Genomic DNA, 18,253 nt, shown 5'->3' with positions numbered 1-18,253 from the left:
TCCCGGGTTCAGCAAGGTCGGGCGCGTTGGCCCGGCATGGGGGAGGGAGTCTAGCGCGTGGGCCGTCGGCCTGCCACGCCATTGGCCCGCGTTTACTGAAATTCGAAGCTGAAGGCGACCGTGGCGGCGGCCGGTTCGCGCAACCGGAATGACACCTGCGCACTCTGCCCGGGCTCCAGTCGTGCCAGCGGATCCGCGCCAGCGCCGAGGTATTCGGCCGGCTGCAGGGTACGCCGGCCGATCACCCTGCCATCGGCATCGGACAGCGATAGGCGCAGCGCAGGCCAGGCCTGTGCCCAGCGCGCATCATTGCGGAAGCTGGTCTGCACCTGCAGGGCGCCGGCCTGCCCGGGCACCGGGCGGATATCGCGGCTCAGCATGCTGAACGCGCTGGGCTCATGCCACGGCGGCAATGAGCAGCGCAGCACGCTGCACAGGCCGCTGACCAAGGGCCGGGTGCCTGCATCGGCGGCGAGTGTGGCGCGGTCGGCAAGAATGATCTGCAGGCCGAGCAGCAGCGCCAGTCCCAGTACCAGTCCCCATTGCCAACGTGGCGTGTCGGCCGGCGGTGCCGCATGCGTGCGGTTCGCGCGCGCGAAGCTGGGCGCTGGGACAGTGGGCGATGCGTTGTCTTCCGTTGGTTCCGTGTCCTCGCTGCCAGCGTTGCCGCTGATGACGGCAGCTTGCGACAGGGCCAGCTCGGGTTGCGCCGCCTCCAGCTGCGGTTCTGCAGTGCGCTCGGCGGCGGCCGGTTCAACTTCAGCACGCTCTGCCTCGACATGCTCGAACTCGGCCTGTGTGACTTCAGTCTGCTCGACGTCAAGCTGCACCCGTTCGGCCTGATCCGCCGGCAAAGGCAGATCAAGCGCCAGCGTTGCCTGGGTGTCATCGCTCGTGGCCGCCGCAGGCGCGTCTGGCTTCGGCGTACTCGGCTTGGCCGGACCTTGCAGGAAGGTGGCCAGGGAAGGCTGGGCAGGCGTGGTTTCGTCAGTCATGGCTGGGCTGGCTGAGGCACTGGCCCCATTCAAGCACGGCGCACGCCGGTGATGCGCATCCAGTCGCCATCCTGGGTGGCTTCAAGCTGGTCGAACCAGGCGGCATAGCGCTCCAGCAGTTCGCCTTCCTGGCCGTGGAGGATGCCGGACAGGGCAATCTGCCCGCCAGCGGCGACACGCGCGGCCAGCAGTTCGGCCAGTGCGTCCAGTGCCGAGGCCAGGATGTTGGCGACCACGATCGGGTAGGTGGCAACCGGCTCGTCTTCCGGCAGGTAGGCGGCGATATGCACGCCGTTGCGCTCGCCGTTGTCATGGGTGGCGATCAGCGCCTGCGGGTCGTTGTCCACACCTACTGCGGCGGCTGCACCCAGCTTCAGCGCGGCCAGCGCGAGGATGCCCGAGCCGCAACCGAAATCGAGCACGGTGTTGCCGGCGAGCTTGCCCTCGGCTGAGAGCTGGTCCAGCCAGCGCAGGCACAGCGCGGTGGTCGGATGGGTACCGGAGCCGAAGGCCAGGCCCGGGTCCAGCCGCACGATGGCGGCGTCGGCCGCCTGTGCCGCTTCCGGCAGTTCGTGGTTCCACGGCACGATCCAGGTGCGCTGGCCGAACTGCATCGGCTGGAATTGGTCCAGCCAGGCGCGTTCCCAGTCTTCGTCCTGGACGGCGCGGAAACTGGCCTGGGTCCACTCCAGGCCTGGGTCGAATGACTCCAGTGCGGCAAGCAGCGCCAGCGCGTTGGTGTCGGCCGGGAACAGGGCGGTCAGGGTCAGCTCGTTCCACAGCGGGGTTTCGCCCACGCCCGGCTCCAGGATCGCGCGCTCGTTGCTGGTGTCGGCATCGGCATCCAGCATGGTCACCGCCAGTGCGCCGACGTCATCGAGGGCGTTCTCGTAGCGGGGCTGGGTGGCTTCGGTGCAGCGCAGGGTCAGTTCGAGGAAGGGCATGGCGGCGTACGGCAACGGCGGGACAGGGCACGCATCCTAGACGAGGCTGACATCAATTGCGCGTTCAGCTGGCTGGTTCATCCGCCCCCGCGTCCAGTATTGATAGAATTAACGCCCTCTAAACTGGGTAACAGGCTGTCGCCTTTCCATGCTCGCGTTGCTGGCCAGAAAACCCTGGTATCTATTGGCGCTGCCTGCGGCGGTGCTGATGGTTGCCTTGGGTGTTCGTAGCGGCAACCTGCTGCATGGGGACACGGCGGAAGTTGCTGCAGTCAGTGGCGCTGAAATGGGCGCGCCGACCTTGCGTGCGGCAACTGCGGTGCCTGAGCAGTCCACCGCCGTGGCGGCGGGCTTGCCGCTTGACCTGCGCGCCGCCTTTGAAAACGGCAGCGATCTGTTTGCCTATGCTCGGCAGCTGCAGGCTGCGGCGGATGCGGGCAATGCCGAGGCCGGCTGGATGGCCAGCCGCATCTACGATTATTGCGGCGTGTTCGCGATGGATCCCTCGGGCTACTCGCTGGACAGCGCCGCCTTGCAGCGCATGGACCTGGATGTCATTTCCGCGATGCTGGCTGCCCGCGGCAAGGTGCGTCAGGGTTGCGCGGGCTTCACCGCTGCCGATGGACTGGGTCGCGCGCGCCTGCTGCAGGAGCGCCTGGCCTCGGCCAAGGCCGGCAACCTGGCAGCCGAGGCAGCCCTGTTGTCGATGGGTGAGCCGCTGAACGAGACCCCTGAATACCGCCGTGAGCTGGTGGAGCGGGTTCAGTCCTCGCAGGATCCGGAAGCCTTCCTGGCGATTTCCGGGGCGATGGGTAGCTCGGCCGCTGGTGACGACGCCTACAGGGGCATGGTTGCCGGCAGTCAGTTCAGTCAGTTGGCCTGGCAGGTGGCTGCCTGCCAGCTGGGTCTGGCATGCGGCCCCGGCAGTGCATTGATGGTGGCCTATTGCGCCAATGGCGGGATCTGTTCGCGTGATCCCCAGCAGGATTTTCAGTCATTTGTTTACGACGCTGCAGTTCCGCGGCAGGGCATTGAAAAGATGGACGAGATGGTCAATAGCTTGCGCAAAGCGCGACGAGGTGGGCAATGAATTACCGTCGTTTCATGCACGGTGCAAAGTTCTGGATCTGGGTCGTGTTGTTCGTGGCTTATTCGGCGGGGGCGGTCGGCGTGGTGCTGATCGATACCTTTGAGGATCGTTATCGAGCGCTGTCCAAGATCACGCTGACCACCGTCAAGTCCGATGCGGACCTGCGTCGTGCTGGCGCAACCCAGGCAGCAGCGGTGTATCGCGCGCAGAGCGGCATGCCGTTCAACACCTTGCAGCCGGGCAGCAGCTTCCAGATCGTCTGGCCGGATGGTTCGGTGGAAACGGTGACGGTGGTTGATCCGTCCTCGCCGTTGGGTACCGAGCCGCTCAAGGGTAGCGTGGTGGAGGCCGAGTAAGCCGGCGTTTCCATCAGGCAAAAAAAAAGGCGGGGATTCCCGCCTTTTTTTGTACCTGTTTCTGCTCCCTCCCTTTCGCGCAGCGAAGGGGAGGGTTGGGGAGGGGTAAGGTCCTTTGGGCCTTCATGCCGAGCATGGCTCGGCACTACATTTCTGCCCCCTCCCTTTGGCGTAGCCAAGGGGAGGGTTGGGGAGGGGTAAGGTCCTTTGGACCTTCATGCCGAGCATGGCTCGGCACTACCGGTGCTGCCCTCGATCAGGTCAACGCGATCGAACGCGTCTTGCGCTCGGCCAGGCGCTTTTCCAGATAATGGATGTTCTGTCCACCGGCCTGGAAGCCCTGGTCGCGCATGATGCGCTGCTGCAACGCGACGTTGGTCTTGATGCCGTCCACCACCATCTCGCTCAGTGCCACCCGCATGCGGGCAATGGCGGTTTCGCGGTCCGGGCCGTGCACGATCAGCTTGCCGATCATCGAGTCGTAGTTCGGCGGTACCTTGTAGCCAGCGTAGATGTGCGTATCAACGCGCACACCCGGGCCACCCGGCGGATAGAAGCCGGTGATCAGGCCGGGGCTGGGAATGAAGGTTTCCGCGTCCTCGGCGTTGATGCGGCATTCGATCGCATGGCCGTGCAGCACCACGTCGCTCTGCTTGATGGTCAGTTTCTGACCGGAGGCGATGCGCAGCTGTTCGGCAACCAGGTCGATACCGGTCACCATCTCGGTCACCGGATGTTCCACCTGCACGCGGGTGTTCATTTCGATGAAGTAGAACTTGCCGTCTTCGAACAGGAACTCGAAGGTGCCGGCGCCGCGGTAACCGATGCGGATGCAGGCTTCCACGCAGACCTTGCCGATCTGCTCGCGCAGTTCGGAGGTGATGCCCGGTGCCGGCGCTTCTTCCACCACCTTCTGGTGGCGACGCTGCATCGAGCAGTCGCGCTCACCCAGGTGGATGGCGTTGCCCTGGCCGTCGGCCAGCACCTGGATTTCCACGTGACGCGGGTTTTCCAGGTACTTCTCCATGTAGACCTCACCGTTGCCGAATGCTGCCTTGGCTTCGGACTTGGTGGTTTCGATGGAGGCCTTCAACGCGCCTTCGGCGTGCACAACGCGCATGCCGCGGCCGCCACCGCCACCGGAGGCCTTGATGATGACCGGGTAACCGATCTCACGGGCGATCTTGGTGTTGGTGACGATGTCTTCGCCCAGCGGGCCGCCCGAACCGGGCACGCACGGCACGCCGGCAGCCTTCATTGCGCGGATGGCTTCAACCTTGTCGCCCATCAGGCGGATGGTTTCCGCACGCGGGCCGATGAAGATGAAACCGGACTGCTCCACGCGCTCGGCGAAGTCGGCGTTCTCGGACAGGAAGCCGTAACCCGGGTGGATGGCCTGGGCGTCGGTGACCTCGGCCGCGGCGATCAGCGCCGGGATGTTGAGGTAGCTCTCCGACGACGGTGCCGGACCAATGCAGACCGACTCGTCGGCCATGGCCACGTGCTTGAGATTGCGGTCAACGGTGGAATGCACCGCGACCGTGCGGATGCCGAGGGTGTGGCACGCGCGCAGGATGCGCAGCGCGATTTCACCTCGGTTGGCAATGACGACTTTATCCAGCATGGCCGGCGCCTCAGGCAATCACGAACAGCGGCTGGTCGAATTCAACCGGGCTGCCGTTCTCGCCGAGGATGGCCACCACGGTGCCGGACACTTCGGCCTCGATCGGGTTGAACATCTTCATCGCTTCGATGATGGCCAGGGTTTCGCCGGCCTTGACGGTCTGGCCGACGCTGACGAAGGCCGGCTTGTCCGGCGAGGACGAGGAATAGAAGGTGCCGACCATCGGCGCGCGCTGCACGTGGCCTTCCGGCAGGGCGTTGCCCGGCTTGGCGGTGCCGCCGGTGGAGGCTTCGGTCGGGCCGCTCATCGGCATGGCCGGGGCGGCAGCAGCCGGGGCGGCGGCATAGACCGGTGCCGGCGCGGCGACGTAGCCGCCTACCGGGTTGCGCGACAGGCGGACGGATTCTTCGCCTTCCTTGATCTCGATTTCAGCCAGGTTCGACTCTTCCAGCAGGTCGATGAGCTTCTTGATTTTGCGCAGATCCATGAGGGCCTCTTTGGTTGCAGTAAGTCAGTAAGGAGAAGGCGTGGTGCGCCCGGGTCAAAGTTCGTAGAAGTCGCGCAGCTGCCGGGTACGGTCCTGCGCATGGGTGGTGAGGCAATGCATCTTCGCGCCGTTGCGCGAGGTGCCATCAGCGTGGAACGCGTAGACCGCGTCGCAGTCCTTGTCGCGCAGCTGGATCCAGGCGCGCTGCGCTTCAATCAACTGCTGCTCGGCGTCGGTGCAATGCGTGCAACTGCCATCGGCGGCCTGCTGCTGCAGCTGGCGGCGGGCCTGCTTGTACGTGGTGTTCAAGACCGCATCGGCCTCGGCGGCGCGATCGGAGGCGCACAGGTCGCTCTCCATCGTGCTGGTGACGTTCGCGCAGTCGATGCCTTCGGCGGCGCGATCCAGGTTCTGCGCATGGGCAGCCGCCAGCGGCAGACACACCACGGCCATACCCGTCAGCAACCGCGGCAGCGTGTTCACGCAGCCGCTCCCACGCGCGCCAGTGCGGCGTCCATCGCATAGCGGTAGCTGTCGGCGCCGAAGCCGCAGATCACGCCGACGGCCTTGTCGCTCAGATAGCTGTGCTGGCGGAACGGCTCGCGCGCATGCGGGTTGGACAGGTGGATCTCGATGAACGGAATCGCGACCCCGGCCAGCGCATCGCGCAGGGCCACCGAGGTATGGGTGAAGGCGGCGGGGTTGATCAGGATGAAAGCGGTTCCATCGGCACGCGCAGCCTGCACCCGGTCCACCAGCACATGCTCGGCGTTGGACTGCAGGTGTTCGCTCTGGTGCCCCTGTGCCTGTGCCTGTGCAGCGAGCGTAGCGTCGATCTGGGCCAAGGTGGTGTGGCCGTAGACGTCGGGCTCGCGGGTGCCCAGCAGGTTGAGGTTGGGGCCGTGAAGGACCAGCAGTTTTGCCATGTGCCAAGGGTCGGCGGGGAAGGGCGGCAGTGTGAGGGAAGCGGGGAATGCTGTCCAGTTCGGCGAAATTAGCAGTGTTTTAATCGTTTGTTTGAAATTTGGGGCTGCGCCGGGGCAGCCTGCGGTGCGGTGCTTCACGGCTGTCTTGGTAAACCATGGAAGCACCCGCAGCAGCCTGGCCAAGAGTAGTTCGCCTGCGCGATGCGCGGAACTTGCGAGGAAATGAGTGAAGTTGGGCCTTCCCCAAGACCCGCGACGACAAGAGCCCCTCTCCCGCCCGCGGGAGAGGGGTTGGGGTGAGGGCAGGGCGAAGTAGTCATCTTTGATTTGCGGGAGAGCATCCGCGCCTGGCTTCAAACAATGAAGCCAAAGCCAAAGCCAAAGCCAAAGCCAAAGCTCCCCTCATCCGCCCCTCCGGGGCACCTCGCTCCGCGCCCCGGCCCCGCGTAGCACGCGGGGCGTACAAACAGTCACGTGCCTACGGCCCGTAAACGCCTATTCTTAACCCCGCAAGCGGGAGAAGGGCGGCAAGGGCCCCGTGCCCCATCTTTGCTCGGCGCCCAGCCACCGTCTGTCAGTAATCGCTGGTTAATAGACGACCGGTCTATTCGGAGTAAGCTCCACCTCATGAACTTATCCCCCAAAGCCCAGGCCACCCGCCAGCACATCCTGGACACCGGTTATCGGCTGGTCCTGCAGAAGGGCTTTGCCGCCCTCGGCCTGCAGGAGATCCTCAAGGCCTGCGCCGTGCCCAAGGGCTCGTTCTATCACTACTTCGCGTCAAAGGAAGTTTTCGGCTGCGAGCTGTTGCAACAGTACGTAGACGACTACGGGCGCAAGCTAGAGCTGCTTCTGGCCGACGACGGCAACGGCCGCGAGCGGTTGATGCGTTACTGGGACGCCTGGGCGCGTGACCCGGCCGATCCGGCGCAGGGTTGGGCCGAGGAATGCCTGGTGGTGAAGCTGGCCGCCGAAGTGTCCGACCTTTCCGAAGACATGCGCCGCGTGCTCGACCAAGGCGTGCAGCGTCTGCTGCAACGTATCGCCGCATTGGTCGAAGAAGGCCGCGCCGACGGCTCGCTGCCGAACGGCAAGCCCGCACTGGATGTCGCCCGCGTGCTGTACCAGATGTGGTTGGGCGCGGCCCTGCTGTCCAAGCTCAGCCAGGACCGCCTGCCGCTGCAACAGGCACGCGAAGCCACCGAACACCTGTTGTTGTGCGGCAACGCCGTCGCACTTTCCACCCCCACCCATTGAAGGCACTGCCATGAATGTTCTGTTCGTACTGACCTCGCACGACCAGCTCGGCGACACCGGGCACAAGACCGGCTTCTGGCTGGAGGAATTCGCCGCCCCGTATTACGTGTTCAAGGATGCCGGCGCCACCATCACCCTCGCATCGCCGGCCGGCGGCCAACCACCGCTGGACCCGCGCAGCGATGAGCCCGATGCACAGACCCCCGCCACCGACCGTTTCCGCGGTGACCGCGATGCCCAGCAGCAGCTGGCCACCACGCTGCCGCTGAAGCAGATCGACGCCGCCAAGTTCGACGCGGTGTTCTACCCCGGCGGCCACGGCCCGCTGTGGGATCTGGCCCGCGATGCCGATTCGATTGCCCTGATCGAAACCTTCGACCGCGCCAACAAGCCGCTCGGCCTGGTCTGCCACGCCCCCGGCGCGCTGATCGCCGCACGCGCTGCCGACGGCAAGCCGCTGGTGGCCGGCCGCAAGGTCACCGGCTTCTCCAACAGCGAAGAAGACGCCGTCGGTCTGAGCGCAGTAGTGCCCTTCCTGATCGAGGATGAGTTCACCCGCCTCGGCGGCAATTACAGCAAGGGCCCGGATTGGGCGCCTTACGTGCTCAGCGACGGCCGCTTGGTCACCGGCCAGAACCCCGCCAGCTCCGAAGCCGTCGCCAAGGCGCTGCTCGCTCAACTCGCCTGAGCCGCATGACTGGTAGCCCGGGTAAGCAAAGCGCACCCGGGAAACACGCAATCAACAACGCCCCCGAATTTGCATTCCACCGACGTACTCCACGCACCCCACAAGGAATCGGCAATGAAGATCTTCTACAAAACCCGCGCCACCGCCACCGGTGGCCGCGCCGGCCGCACCGCACTGGACGACGGCAGCCTCGCCCTGGATCTGGCCCTGCCGGGTTCCAACAAGGCCGGCGCCAACCCCGAGCAGCTGTTCGCCCTCGGCTACGCCGCCTGCTTCGACAACGCCTTGCCGGTCGCTGCCAAGCAGCTGCAGTTGCAGCCCGCCGGCACCGCCACCTCGGTGGAAGTGGGCATCGGCCAGACCGCCGAAGGCGGCTATGCACTGGACATCGACCTGCACGTTGAAGTGAAGGGCCTGGAACAAGCCGACGCCCAGCGTCTGGTCGAAGCCGCACACAAGATCTGCCCGTATTCGAACGCCACGCGCGGCAATGTGGTGGTTCGGCTGCTTGTCACTGCCTTCTGATTCGAGATCAAAAGCCAAGTCAAAACCGGGGTCAGAGTGGGGTTTCGTTCCGAAACCCCACTCTGACCCCGGTTTTGACCCGCAACAGGAGACAACTATGCGTAGCGCCATCCACACCACCTTCGGTGAACCGGCCGACGTACTGGCCTTGGGCGAAAGCCCCATCCCGCAGCCCGGCCCCGGCGAAGTACGGATCAAGACCCTGCTCGCGCCCATCCACAACCACGACCTGTGGACCGTACGCGGCAAGTACGGCTACAAGCCCACGCTGCCGGCCATCGGCGGCAGCGAAGCAGTAGGCATCATCGAAGCACTGGGCGAGGGCGTCGAAGGCATCACCATTGGCCAGCGCGTCATGGCCGCCTCGGTGCACGGCACCTGGGCCGAATACTTCATCGCGCCCGCGCGCATGGTCATCCCGGTACCGGACGGCATCGCCGATGAAGCCGCCGCGCAGCTGATCGCCATGCCGCTGAGCGCATTGATGCTGTTGGAGTTCCTGCAGGCCGAACCCGGCCAATGGATCGTGCAGAACACCGCCAACGGCGCCGTCGGCAAGACCCTGGCCATGCTCGCCGCCGCACGCGGCGTACACGTGCTCGGGCTCGTGCGTCGCGATGCAGGCGTGGACGAACTCAAAGCACTGGGCATCAATAACGTGCTGTCGACAGCACAGCCGGATTGGAAGGCACGCGCGCAGGCGTTGCTAGGCGAAACGCTCGCACACGCCGCAGTCGATTCCATCGGCGGTCAGGCCAGTGCGGATCTGGTGTCACTGCTGGGTGACAACGGCACGCTGGTGTCGTTCGGCACCATGGCCGGCGAAGCCATGCAGATTCCCTCCGGCGACCTGATCTTCAAACAGGCGACGGTGAAGGGCTTCTGGGGCAGCAAGGTCAGCCAGCAGATGTCTGTGGAGAACAAGCGTCGTTTGGTGGGAGAGCTGTTGCAGCGTGTGCTGAGTGGCGAGTTGGAATTGCCAGTGCAGGCGATCTACGGGCTGGCTGATGTTGCGGAGGCGGTGACGGCGAGCTTGTTGCCGGGGCGCAAGGGCAAGGTGTTGTTGCGGCCTTGATGGTTGGTCAAAACCGGGTCAAAACCGGGGTCAGAGTGGGGTTTCGTTCCGAAACCCCACTCTGACCCCGGTTTTGACCCGGCTCTACCGCTATCCCCGAAACCGCTCAAGAACCCCAGCCGGATAATCCCGCTGGAACGGCAGATCCTTGCGGTGCGCATAACCGATGTAGCAATCACAACGCTGGTTCGGGCAGCCGCGTGGTCGCAGCTGGGCCGCAAAGCTGTCGTCGTACAGATTGCCCAGCGGCTCGGCGACGAAGTGGCAGCGTTTGACGTTACCGTCGCCATCCACTGACACCACGTTTTCGCCGGTGAAGCAGGGTGCGCCCAGGCTTGCCGAAGGTTCCAGGTTGAACAGGAAGTGAGGGTCCACGCGTTGCAGCTGTTGGATCTCGGCATCGCTGTAATAGCCGGCAGGGCGCTCGTCGTAGGCGTTGATCCACATCGGCACCTCGTTCGGCAGTTCGCCGCGCAGCAGCTGGATATCTTCCAGATGTTCACGCATCGCCACCATGCCAACCGTGTAGCGCACGCCGCGTCGCGCCAGTTCATTGCAGCGGGCCAAGAAGGCGGCGCGCGTCACTTGCCCCGGGTGGTAGGTGCACCACAGCGCGAAGCTGTCGAGATTGACCTCATCCAGCCAGCGCGTGCCGATGCACAGGTTGGTCTGGATAACCACGCGGCGGACATGCGGCATATGACTCAGCTGCACCATCGCGTCGCGGTAGTGGCGGCGCACCAGTCCCTCTCCCCACGGCGTGAACAACACCGACAGCTCCATCGTCTGCCGCTCCGCCCAGTCGACGAAGCGTGCAAGGTCCTCGGCGTCGCGGCGCAGGGCGGCACGGGTGTCGTAGGTCTTGGCGAAGGGGCAGTACGGGCAGTCGTAGTTGCAACTGCTCAGCCGCCCGCGATAGAGGATGGAAAGATGCATGCGCGGCTCAATCCAATTGGTAGTCGCGCATGCGCTCGGCAACGCCAGCGGAGATCAGCCACGGACCGATGGTGTCGGCGCGGGCAAGCCCGGTGTCATTCAACGCGACCAGCGCATCCTCGCGCGTGGCCAGTCCTTGTTCGAACAACTCATCCAGCTGCGGCAGGTCGTCGAAGCACTCCGTGCCGAAGCGCTCGCGGTATTGCGCAAGATCCAGGCCGGGCTGCGCCAGCAGTGACTGGATGACGAAGCGGCGACGGCGCTCGTCCTCATCCAGCCGCACGCCGTAGTCGATGAGGGCGAAGGAAGCCTCATCGCGCTCCAGGTAGTGCGCAAGAATATCCGCCACCGAGCGGCGGCTGACGCCGTACTCGCTGGAGTAGTGCAGGCCGCTGGTATACGAGCGGGCGCCGCAGCCGATGCCGACCATGCCGTCGCTCTGGCAGCAGTACGCCGGCCCGCCGGAATCCGGTGCGTTGGCGGCGCGGAACATGCGCATCGAGACCTGCTCATAGCCAGCGGCAAGCAGACGCTCGCGGCCGGCTTCATACAGCGCCAGGCGGTTGTCCACCGACTCGGGATGAATGACGAAGGAGCGCTTGCCGCCTTCCTTCGCACCGATGCGGTCCAGGCCGGTATGTGGGCGCACGTATAGCGGGTAGAGGTAAAGCTCTTCCGGCTGGAAGGCGAGGGCGCTGTCGATCGAGGTCAGGAAGCTGGCCACGGTCTGCCCGGCGATGCCGTAGATCAGGTCCAGGTTGAGTGTTGGAATGCCCGCCGCACGAATCTGTGCGATGGCTTCCTCGACCACCGCGCGTTGCTGCGGACGCACCAGCGAGCGCACTTCCGCATCGCTGAAGCTCTGGATGCCCATGCTGACGCGATCGATGCCGGCGTCACGGCAGATCTTCATCTTCGCCGCGTCCACGGTTTCCGGTGACACCTCGATGCCAGCAGGAATTGAATGCAGGTCGATGTTGGCGTGGCGCTGCACGAAGTCGAACAGCCGCTGCAGCTGCGGCGCATCCAGATAGGTAGGCGTGCCGCCGCCCAGCGCGAAGCGCACGAAGCGGTGTTCGCCCAAGGCATCGGCAGTCACCCGCAACTGTTTCTCCATCTGCGCCAGATAGGCTTCCACCTGTGCCGGCGCCGGCCGCGCCATTGCGAACAGATTGCAGAAGCCGCAACGGTAGCTGCAGAACGGCACGTGCAGGTACAGGAACAGCGCATCACGTGGTTCACTCGCCCAGGCATCGGCAAGCAGCGGCGGCTGGGTGATCGGCCGGTACGCGGACTTGTGCGGGTAGGAGTACGAATAGGCCTGGTAGGGCTCGAGCCGCAGCAGCTCTGACAAACGATGGGCGGTCATGGGCTCAACACAAAATGCGCATAGGGGACGTTCATCACCGTCTCGTGGGCGAGGCGATGGCCGTGGAAGCCATCCTCGCCGTAAGCGGTGCCATGGTCGGAACAGATGATCACGAAGGCCGGCCCACGCGCACGCAAGGCCGTGAACAATGCTGCCAACTCGCCATCGACGTAGCGCAACGCGGCGCAGTGGCTGTCCAGTCCATCCGCGTCGCAGCCAGGCAGGTAGTGCCGGTTCGGCTGGTGGATGGCCGAGACATTGATGAAGAGGAAGCAGCGCTGGTCGCCCGCTGCCTGCAGGCGCTCGCAGGCCAGTGCTACCTGACGTGCGGTGGAGTCGATCGCGGTCACGCCGAGCTCGGGCTGCCAGTGGCTTTCCTCGAACAGGCCCGGCAGTTGCGAGCCCAGCGCGTTGCGACGGTTGAAGAAGCCAACGCCGCCAATGCAGATGCTGCGATAGCCCTGGTCACGGAAGCCGCCGACGATATCGGCACGGCCGGAGAACACGAAGGTCTCCGGCATGATGGTCTCGCTGCCTTCAAACTCCAGCGCGAACAGGCGCGGATGCGGGCCCGGCCGCGCAGGCGTGGGCAGGAAGCCGGCAAAGAACGCCGAGTGCGCCGCATAGGTGAAGCTGCCCGGCGTATGCCGCAGCTCCCAGCCATCGGCCGGCAGGTGCGGCGCAAGCACCGGCAGTTCGCCGCGCTCGAAGCAGCGCTGGGCCGCATCGAAGCGCAGCGCATCCAGGGTGATCATCACCACGTCATGGCTGCCGACGATGCGGTGCATGTCGGGCAAGCGGGTCTCAAGCATGGGCGTACTCGTTGATGGCAGAACGCGCAGGCGCCAACAGCGCCTGGTCTTCGTAAGTGGTGCGCCCGTCATGGCGCAGGTCCAGCAGCAGGTCGCCGAAGCCATTGGCTTCCAGCACCCAGCTGCGCGTGCCGCGCACGATCAGGTCGAAGCCGATCATGCGGCTGGCGGGGAATGCAGTCGCGGCCTTCACCGTGGCAGCTTCCAGATGGCGGATGGCATCGGCATCCAGCAGCGCTTCCAGCTGCGTGCGGGCATTGCCCAGGTGCAGGTTGGTCAGCGCGCCCGCGCTCATCCGCGCCACCCGCTGCCGTGGCTGGCCATCGAGTGCGACCACACGCACGTCATAGCGGCGGCCGTCGCTGCCCGGCACGGTCGGCTTGGGAATCCAGCGTTCGATGTAGGCGCCTTGCTCGGCCAACAAGTCCACCAATCGCGCGATATCGTCGTGCCGGTCGTAACGACGCTGCCGCAGCGAATTGAACACCCGCCAGCGGCCGTCCTGTTCCACCAGCTCCGCCGAGCCATAGGCCACCTCGCGGCCATCGCGGTTGCGCGCGTAAGCCAGCACGCCTGCGCCGGACGAACCGTAGCGGGCCTTGATGAAGACGCGCTCGCAGGCCGCATCGCGCAGCCGGGCGCGCAGATCCTCATAGCCGCTGATCGCCCCGAACAAGGGCGGCACCGCCACGCCTGCATCGGCCAGCAGGTGCTGGCAGCGGAGCTTGTCCGACATGCAGGCCAGATCGGCCGGCGTATTGAGATAGCGCGGCCCCGCTGGAAGCGACGCCAGCACATCGGCAAAGCCCGCATACCAGAACTGTTGATGCACCAGCTCGCCATGTGCGGCAGGCAAAGGCGCATCGCCGACAGCGCCGGACACCTCCCAGCCACGCAGCACCAAGGCCTGATGCAGCGCAGGCGCTTCGCCGGGTGACTCCAGCTTGACGATCGCGTCCGGCACCTGTGCGAGTGCCTCAAGCAGCCGCGCGGGCTCGGCGAGCAGGGTTTCGTAATCGAACACATGCGCGGCAGGCGCGCCCTGATCGTGCAGGGCACGCTGCAGCCACCCGATACGGCGGCTGCCGCGCGGGCCGATCAACAGCCAATTGGCCATCTTCGCCTTACTCGGACACCGCCACGTAGCGGTCGCCGTCGTCTTCTTCTTCCGGATCGTCCAGCACCACCGTGCACGGCAGCGCCTGCAGCTTCTGCTGCCAGGCTGCGGAAATGTAGTGGTGGCTCAGGTCGATGCGCTGCAGGCTGCCCAGGTTCGGGCTCTCGCACAGCGCCTGCGCGCCGACGTCGCCGATGGTGCCCAGCGACAGGTCCAGCGTCTGCAGCGTGCCCAGCCACGGCTCACCGGCCAGCCACACCGCCAGCTCGTCGCTGATCATGGCGTTGCGCAGGCCCAGGTACTGCAGGCGCTCCGGCCCGATCGCCAACAACAGGCGCTGGTAGACCGCCACATCGCCATCGAAGCCATAGCCATCATCGCCAAGCCACAGCTCAAGATGGCGCAGCGCCGGCAGCGTGGAGTTGGCGATGGCAATGACGATCTCGTTCGGCAGGCCACCGCTTTCGATCGCCAGTTCCTGCAGCGACGCATGGGTGAAGGGCTGCAGTTCAAGTTCGGAGGTACCACGGATACGCAGCGATTCCAGGCCCGGGAAGGCCTCCAGCAGCGGGTTGTAGGAGATCTGGTTGATCCACGACATCTCGCAGTCTTCGTAGGTCATGTCGCCCACGAACAGCGCCTTCAGGTTGCCCAGCTCGGCACGGCGCGCAATCAGCCCATCGATCAGTCCCTGCGGGCCATCGCTGGAAGCCTCATCCCATGCCCCGATGACCAGCACTTCAATCGACTTTGGATCAACCTGCTCGAAGAAATTGGCCAGCAGTTCTTCCTGGCTCTCGTCGCTGTCGTATTCCTGCATCAAGCGGTAAGCGACATCGCCGGCTACGGCCGAGCCACCCATCTTGAAGTCAACGACTTTCTTGCCACGATAAACCTGCGTGTATTCGCCAATGGTCACGGTACGTCCTTGCCGGAATGGTGCCGTAGCATAACCGAGAGGATGCGAATGCTGGCAGCAATGCATCACGTTCGATGGAACGCGTACAGCCTTCGCCATTCCGTAACCATGCTGTGCTAGCGCAGCAATCAAGCGCAAACAAGCAAGCAGAAGAAGCGCGTAAGGAACGAGCAAGGAAACAAACGAAGCCAGCTCAGCCCCCTCCCTTGCGCGCAGCGCAGGGGAGGGTTGGGGAGGGGTGCCTTTCGCAGTAATCCAGCAGATCAAGAACCCCAGCTTCGCAGCTAACGCAGCTCCTAAAAAAAGCCAACCAGCAAACCAGCAGCAAAAAGCGAAGCCAGCTCCAACCCGCTCCCTTGCGCAATGCGCAGGGGAGGGCCGGGGAGGGGTGCTCTTCGCAGCAATCCAGCAGATCAAGCATCCCAAGCTTCGCAGCTAACGCAGCTCCCACAAAAGAAGAGCTAACCAGCAAAGCAGCAGCCAAAATCGAAGCCAGCTTCAGCCCCCTCCCTTGCGCGCAGCGCAGGGGAGGGTTGGGGAGGGGTGCTCTACGCAGTAACCCAACAGATCAAGCACCCCCAGCTTCGCAGCTAACGCAGCCCCCACAAAACCAAGCAACCAGCTTCAGAACTACAACGAGCTACAAACAGCCACATAGTTCCCCTGGCTGATATTCAAATACTTAACCCCGTTGTAGTACTTGTACCCAACCCCCATCACCCGATGCCCACTCTCGGTAGGGAACACCACAAACTCATACTCATCCCCAAACAGCGGATCAGCAGGCGTAAAGCTCAAGTTGACCTTGTCCCCAAGATCATCGTGCTTCCGCTTCCAGGTCATCTTCCCCTGCAAGTCCTCGCCCAGCAGCTTCACCTGCGCCCGCTGCGTCTTGGTGTCCCAGGAGATCAACTCCGGGCCAATCGAATCACCCTCGATCTTGCAGATGGTCGTCTGGGCAAAAGCCGGCGCAGCAACGCCCAGCAGAAGAAGGGCAGTCAGGTGAGATGGTTTGAATCGCATTGAGTTAAGTCCAGTAGTTCGGGCCAGCGTTGCTCCGCAACGCCGTGCCGCGTTGTACCAGACCCACCCAGTTGAAAGCCATCGCCAAAGCCACCTCGCGCGATCACTCCGCCAGATACGCATCCGTAGCAACAACCCGCCCATACCCAAATTCAAACGACGCCATCATTGCCGCATGCACCTGCGCAGCCGGCGCCACAACGCCGTTGAACTCCAGGTCACGGGTAGCGCAGGCGTCATGCAGCACGGTGACCGCATAGCCCATGTCGGCCGACGCACGCACCACCGCATCCACGCACATATGGCTCATCGCACCAACCACCACCACGTCCTCGATACCGCGCGCCTCAAGCTGCTGCTTCAGATCGGTATCGCGGAACGAATTGACGTGGTTCTTGACGATCACCGGCTCATCGCCAACGGGCGCGACAGCGGCCATGATCCGCACCCCGTCCGAGCCCGGCACGAAGATCGGCGCATCACTGCTGGCGGATTCATGGCGGACATGCAGCACCGGCACGCCCTTGGCCCGCGCATCGGCAATCACGCGCACCGCATTGGCGGTGGCGGCATCAATGCCCACCAGCGGCAGCTTGCCGGTGGCAAGGTATTCATTCTGAAGATCGACGACGATAATGGCGCGCTTGCTCATGTACGGCTCCCTGATGGGTGGTTGAATGGTGTGGGAGAAGTCTCCGCGACCGGCCTGCCATCACGAAGAGGCGCTACCGACATTCTTGAGGGCTGTACCGACAGATGCGCACCGACGGTCACATCCAAGTGGGAATCCTGCTGTATCCCGGCGCCCAGCTGGCGGCGGTGCTCGGCCTGACCGACCTGTGCGCCCTGGCCGGCAGGCTCGCCAGCGAACGCGCAGCACCCGCCACTCCTGAACTGCAGGTCACGCATTGGCGCATCGAAGCGCCCGGCCAAGCGCCGCAAGCCGTCTACAGCTCAAGCCAGCAGCCAACCGGCACACCGCAGGTAATGATCCTGCCGCCCAGCATGCAGCCGCCGATTTCCACCGAAGCCGCCGCGCCCTACCTGGGCTGGCTGCGCGCATTGCACGACGACGGCACCACGCTCGCATCGGTTTGCGCCGGCGCATTCCTGCTGGCCGAAACCGGGCGCCTGGCTGGCCGCACCATCACCACCAACTGGCAATACGCCGAACTGTTGGCCGCACGCTTTCCGGACGTGACGCTGGACGTGGACCAGATGCTCATCGACGGCGGCGACATCTTCTGCGCAGGCGGCGCCATGGCCTGGACCGACCTCGGCCTGCGGCTGGTAGATCGCTACCTCGGCGCAGCAGTGATGCTGGATGTCGCACGCACGCTGTTGATCGACCCGCCCGGCCGCCAACAGCGCTACTACAGCAGTTTCTCGCCACGCCTGATGCACGGCGACGCCGCAGTGCTGGCCGTGCAGCAATGGCTGCACGACACCCACGCCAAACAGGTCGCATCCGCCGAACTCGCACAACGCGCAGGGCTGGAAGAGCGCACCTTCCTGCGCCGCTTCCAGAAAGCCACCGGCATGACCGTCACCGAATACTGCCAGCGCGTACGCGTGGCCCGCGCACGGGAGATGCTGCAGAGCAGTAACGTGCCGCTGGAGCGAATTGCCTGGGATGTGGGTTACAGCGATCCGGGGTCGTTCCGGAAGGTGTTCAGTAGGGTTGTGGGGCTGTCGCCTGGGGAGTATCGGAGGCGGTTTGGTGGTTTACAAGTTGTGAGTCCCAGTTAAAAATCGAAGTGACTGCAGTAGTAGCGCCGAAACTTTTCGCCTATGTGTAAGCGTGGCAAAAAAAGCCACAGATCATAGATCGGTGGCTTTTAATGTGGTCAGGAAATTTCCGCCCAATGACCTGCTTAAATCAATCTATTTTTTCTGCGTAGTCCTTGCGCACAAATTTGTTGATATAGGCATTGAGCCCGTCTCCGGCCCGCGCAAGCCTTTGCATCTCCTCGACATGACGGGCGCCGGGTTTTGTGCTGTCGTATAGGTAGGTGCCCCCTTTCGAGAACCGGACGATAATTTTCCCGGGTTCGATTTGATACTCCGCCACGCCCGAGTCGCCGTTGATATCTCTGTACTGCTGCATCGC

At 64.4% G+C, this 18,253-nt stretch carries 21 protein-coding genes; 7 read left to right on the top strand and 14 right to left on the bottom strand.

What is annotated here, in order from left to right:
- Positions 1–92 precede the first annotated feature (92 nt).
- Together AC13FW_RS13400 and prmA are read right to left on the bottom strand one after the other, a co-directional pair.
- Positions 93–995 (bottom strand): DUF3426 domain-containing protein, encoded by a 903-nt coding sequence (locus AC13FW_RS13400; protein WP_482989389.1) that lies wholly within the window; start codon positions 993–995, stop codon positions 93–95.
- A 29-nt stretch (positions 996–1,024) separates the two neighbouring features.
- Positions 1,025–1,939, bottom strand: coding sequence for a 50S ribosomal protein L11 methyltransferase (prmA, locus tag AC13FW_RS13395; protein ID WP_282268888.1), 915 nt, complete (start codon positions 1,937–1,939; stop codon positions 1,025–1,027).
- A gap of 148 nt (positions 1,940–2,087) precedes the next feature.
- Between prmA and AC13FW_RS13390 the strand changes: the two genes are divergently transcribed.
- A complete protein-coding gene (locus tag AC13FW_RS13390) occupies positions 2,088–3,029 on the top strand; it encodes a hypothetical protein (protein ID WP_296252009.1) in 942 nt (313 codons plus the stop codon).
- Positions 3,026–3,385, top strand: coding sequence for a hypothetical protein (locus AC13FW_RS13385; RefSeq protein WP_282268884.1), 360 nt, complete (start codon positions 3,026–3,028; stop codon positions 3,383–3,385). Before AC13FW_RS13390 ends, AC13FW_RS13385 begins: the two co-directional genes overlap by 4 nt.
- Before the next feature lie 256 nt (positions 3,386–3,641).
- Here the strand turns inward: AC13FW_RS13385 and accC are convergent, their stop codons facing one another.
- Genes accC through aroQ form a run of 4 tightly spaced genes read right to left on the bottom strand, consistent with a single transcriptional unit; the run spans position 3,642 to position 6,422 of the window.
- Positions 3,642–5,009, bottom strand: a complete 1,368-nt coding sequence (gene accC, locus AC13FW_RS13380; RefSeq protein ID WP_296252012.1) for an acetyl-CoA carboxylase biotin carboxylase subunit — start codon at positions 5,007–5,009, stop codon at positions 3,642–3,644.
- Positions 5,010–5,019: 10 nt separating this feature from the next.
- Positions 5,020–5,496, bottom strand: a complete 477-nt coding sequence (gene accB, locus AC13FW_RS13375) for an acetyl-CoA carboxylase biotin carboxyl carrier protein (RefSeq protein WP_296252015.1) — start codon at positions 5,494–5,496, stop codon at positions 5,020–5,022.
- A 54-nt stretch (positions 5,497–5,550) separates the two neighbouring features.
- Positions 5,551–5,979, bottom strand: coding sequence for a lysozyme inhibitor LprI family protein (locus AC13FW_RS13370; RefSeq protein ID WP_482989388.1), 429 nt, complete (start codon positions 5,977–5,979; stop codon positions 5,551–5,553).
- Positions 5,976–6,422, bottom strand: a complete 447-nt coding sequence (gene aroQ, locus AC13FW_RS13365; RefSeq protein WP_482989387.1) for a type II 3-dehydroquinate dehydratase — start codon at positions 6,420–6,422, stop codon at positions 5,976–5,978. The genes AC13FW_RS13370 and aroQ overlap by 4 nt, the downstream gene beginning before the upstream one ends.
- 627 nt (positions 6,423–7,049) lie before the next feature.
- Here aroQ and AC13FW_RS13360 point away from each other — a divergent pair.
- The 4 genes from AC13FW_RS13360 to AC13FW_RS13345 all read left to right on the top strand — a co-directional run bounded on the left by AC13FW_RS13360 (position 7,050) and on the right by AC13FW_RS13345 (position 9,967).
- Positions 7,050–7,679 carry a TetR/AcrR family transcriptional regulator gene (locus tag AC13FW_RS13360; RefSeq protein ID WP_482989386.1) on the top strand — a complete coding sequence of 210 codons (630 nt, stop codon included), beginning with the start codon at positions 7,050–7,052 and terminating at the stop codon, positions 7,677–7,679.
- 10 nt (positions 7,680–7,689) lie between these two features.
- Positions 7,690–8,367 carry a type 1 glutamine amidotransferase domain-containing protein gene (locus tag AC13FW_RS13355; protein ID WP_482989385.1) on the top strand — a complete coding sequence of 226 codons (678 nt, stop codon included), beginning with the start codon at positions 7,690–7,692 and terminating at the stop codon, positions 8,365–8,367.
- 114 nt (positions 8,368–8,481) lie between these two features.
- The gene (locus AC13FW_RS13350; RefSeq protein WP_482989384.1) at positions 8,482–8,892 is read left to right on the top strand and encodes an organic hydroperoxide resistance protein; all 411 of its coding nucleotides are present in this window, start codon (positions 8,482–8,484) and stop codon (positions 8,890–8,892) included.
- A gap of 97 nt (positions 8,893–8,989) precedes the next feature.
- Entirely contained in the window at positions 8,990–9,967 is a 978-nt protein-coding gene (locus AC13FW_RS13345; protein WP_482989383.1) for a zinc-binding dehydrogenase, read from the top strand.
- Between the two features lie 90 nt (positions 9,968–10,057).
- Here the strand turns inward: AC13FW_RS13345 and AC13FW_RS13340 are convergent, their stop codons facing one another.
- The 7 genes from AC13FW_RS13340 to AC13FW_RS13310 form a co-directional block, all read right to left on the bottom strand.
- Entirely contained in the window at positions 10,058–10,903 is an 846-nt protein-coding gene (locus AC13FW_RS13340) for an STM4011 family radical SAM protein (RefSeq protein WP_482989382.1), read from the bottom strand.
- A 7-nt stretch (positions 10,904–10,910) separates the two neighbouring features.
- A complete protein-coding gene (locus AC13FW_RS13335) occupies positions 10,911–12,272 on the bottom strand; it encodes an STM4012 family radical SAM protein (RefSeq protein WP_482989381.1) in 1,362 nt (453 codons plus the stop codon).
- Positions 12,269–13,084, bottom strand: coding sequence for an STM4013/SEN3800 family hydrolase (locus AC13FW_RS13330; RefSeq protein WP_482989380.1), 816 nt, complete (start codon positions 13,082–13,084; stop codon positions 12,269–12,271). Before AC13FW_RS13330 ends, AC13FW_RS13335 begins: the two co-directional genes overlap by 4 nt.
- Positions 13,077–14,186, bottom strand: a complete 1,110-nt coding sequence (locus AC13FW_RS13325) for an STM4014 family protein (RefSeq protein WP_482989417.1) — start codon at positions 14,184–14,186, stop codon at positions 13,077–13,079. Before AC13FW_RS13325 ends, AC13FW_RS13330 begins: the two co-directional genes overlap by 8 nt.
- Positions 14,187–14,208: 22 nt before the next feature.
- On the bottom strand, positions 14,209–15,120 hold the full coding sequence (locus AC13FW_RS13320) for an STM4015 family protein (protein WP_481512379.1): 912 nt from the start codon (positions 15,118–15,120) through the stop codon (positions 14,209–14,211).
- A gap of 630 nt (positions 15,121–15,750) precedes the next feature.
- Positions 15,751–16,143, bottom strand: a complete 393-nt coding sequence (locus tag AC13FW_RS13315; RefSeq protein ID WP_482989379.1) for a hypothetical protein — start codon at positions 16,141–16,143, stop codon at positions 15,751–15,753.
- 103 nt (positions 16,144–16,246) lie between these two features.
- On the bottom strand, positions 16,247–16,795 hold the full coding sequence (locus tag AC13FW_RS13310) for a cysteine hydrolase family protein (protein ID WP_482989378.1): 549 nt from the start codon (positions 16,793–16,795) through the stop codon (positions 16,247–16,249).
- A gap of 104 nt (positions 16,796–16,899) precedes the next feature.
- On the opposite strand from AC13FW_RS13310, the gene AC13FW_RS13305 reads away from it, so the two are divergent.
- Positions 16,900–17,892, top strand: a complete 993-nt coding sequence (locus AC13FW_RS13305; protein WP_482989377.1) for a GlxA family transcriptional regulator — start codon at positions 16,900–16,902, stop codon at positions 17,890–17,892.
- A 130-nt stretch (positions 17,893–18,022) separates the two neighbouring features.
- Here the strand turns inward: AC13FW_RS13305 and AC13FW_RS13300 are convergent, their stop codons facing one another.
- Positions 18,023–18,250: a hypothetical protein gene (locus AC13FW_RS13300; RefSeq protein ID WP_481509146.1), complete on the bottom strand. Its 228-nt coding sequence runs from the start codon at positions 18,248–18,250 to the stop codon at positions 18,023–18,025.
- Between the last annotated feature and the right edge of the window lie 3 nt (positions 18,251–18,253).

The sequence above is a fragment of the Stenotrophomonas sp. 21LCFQ19 genome, from assembly GCF_056861425.1.
The sequence above is the reverse complement of the archived record's forward strand: the minus strand, read 5'-3'. Positions and strand labels throughout refer to the sequence as shown.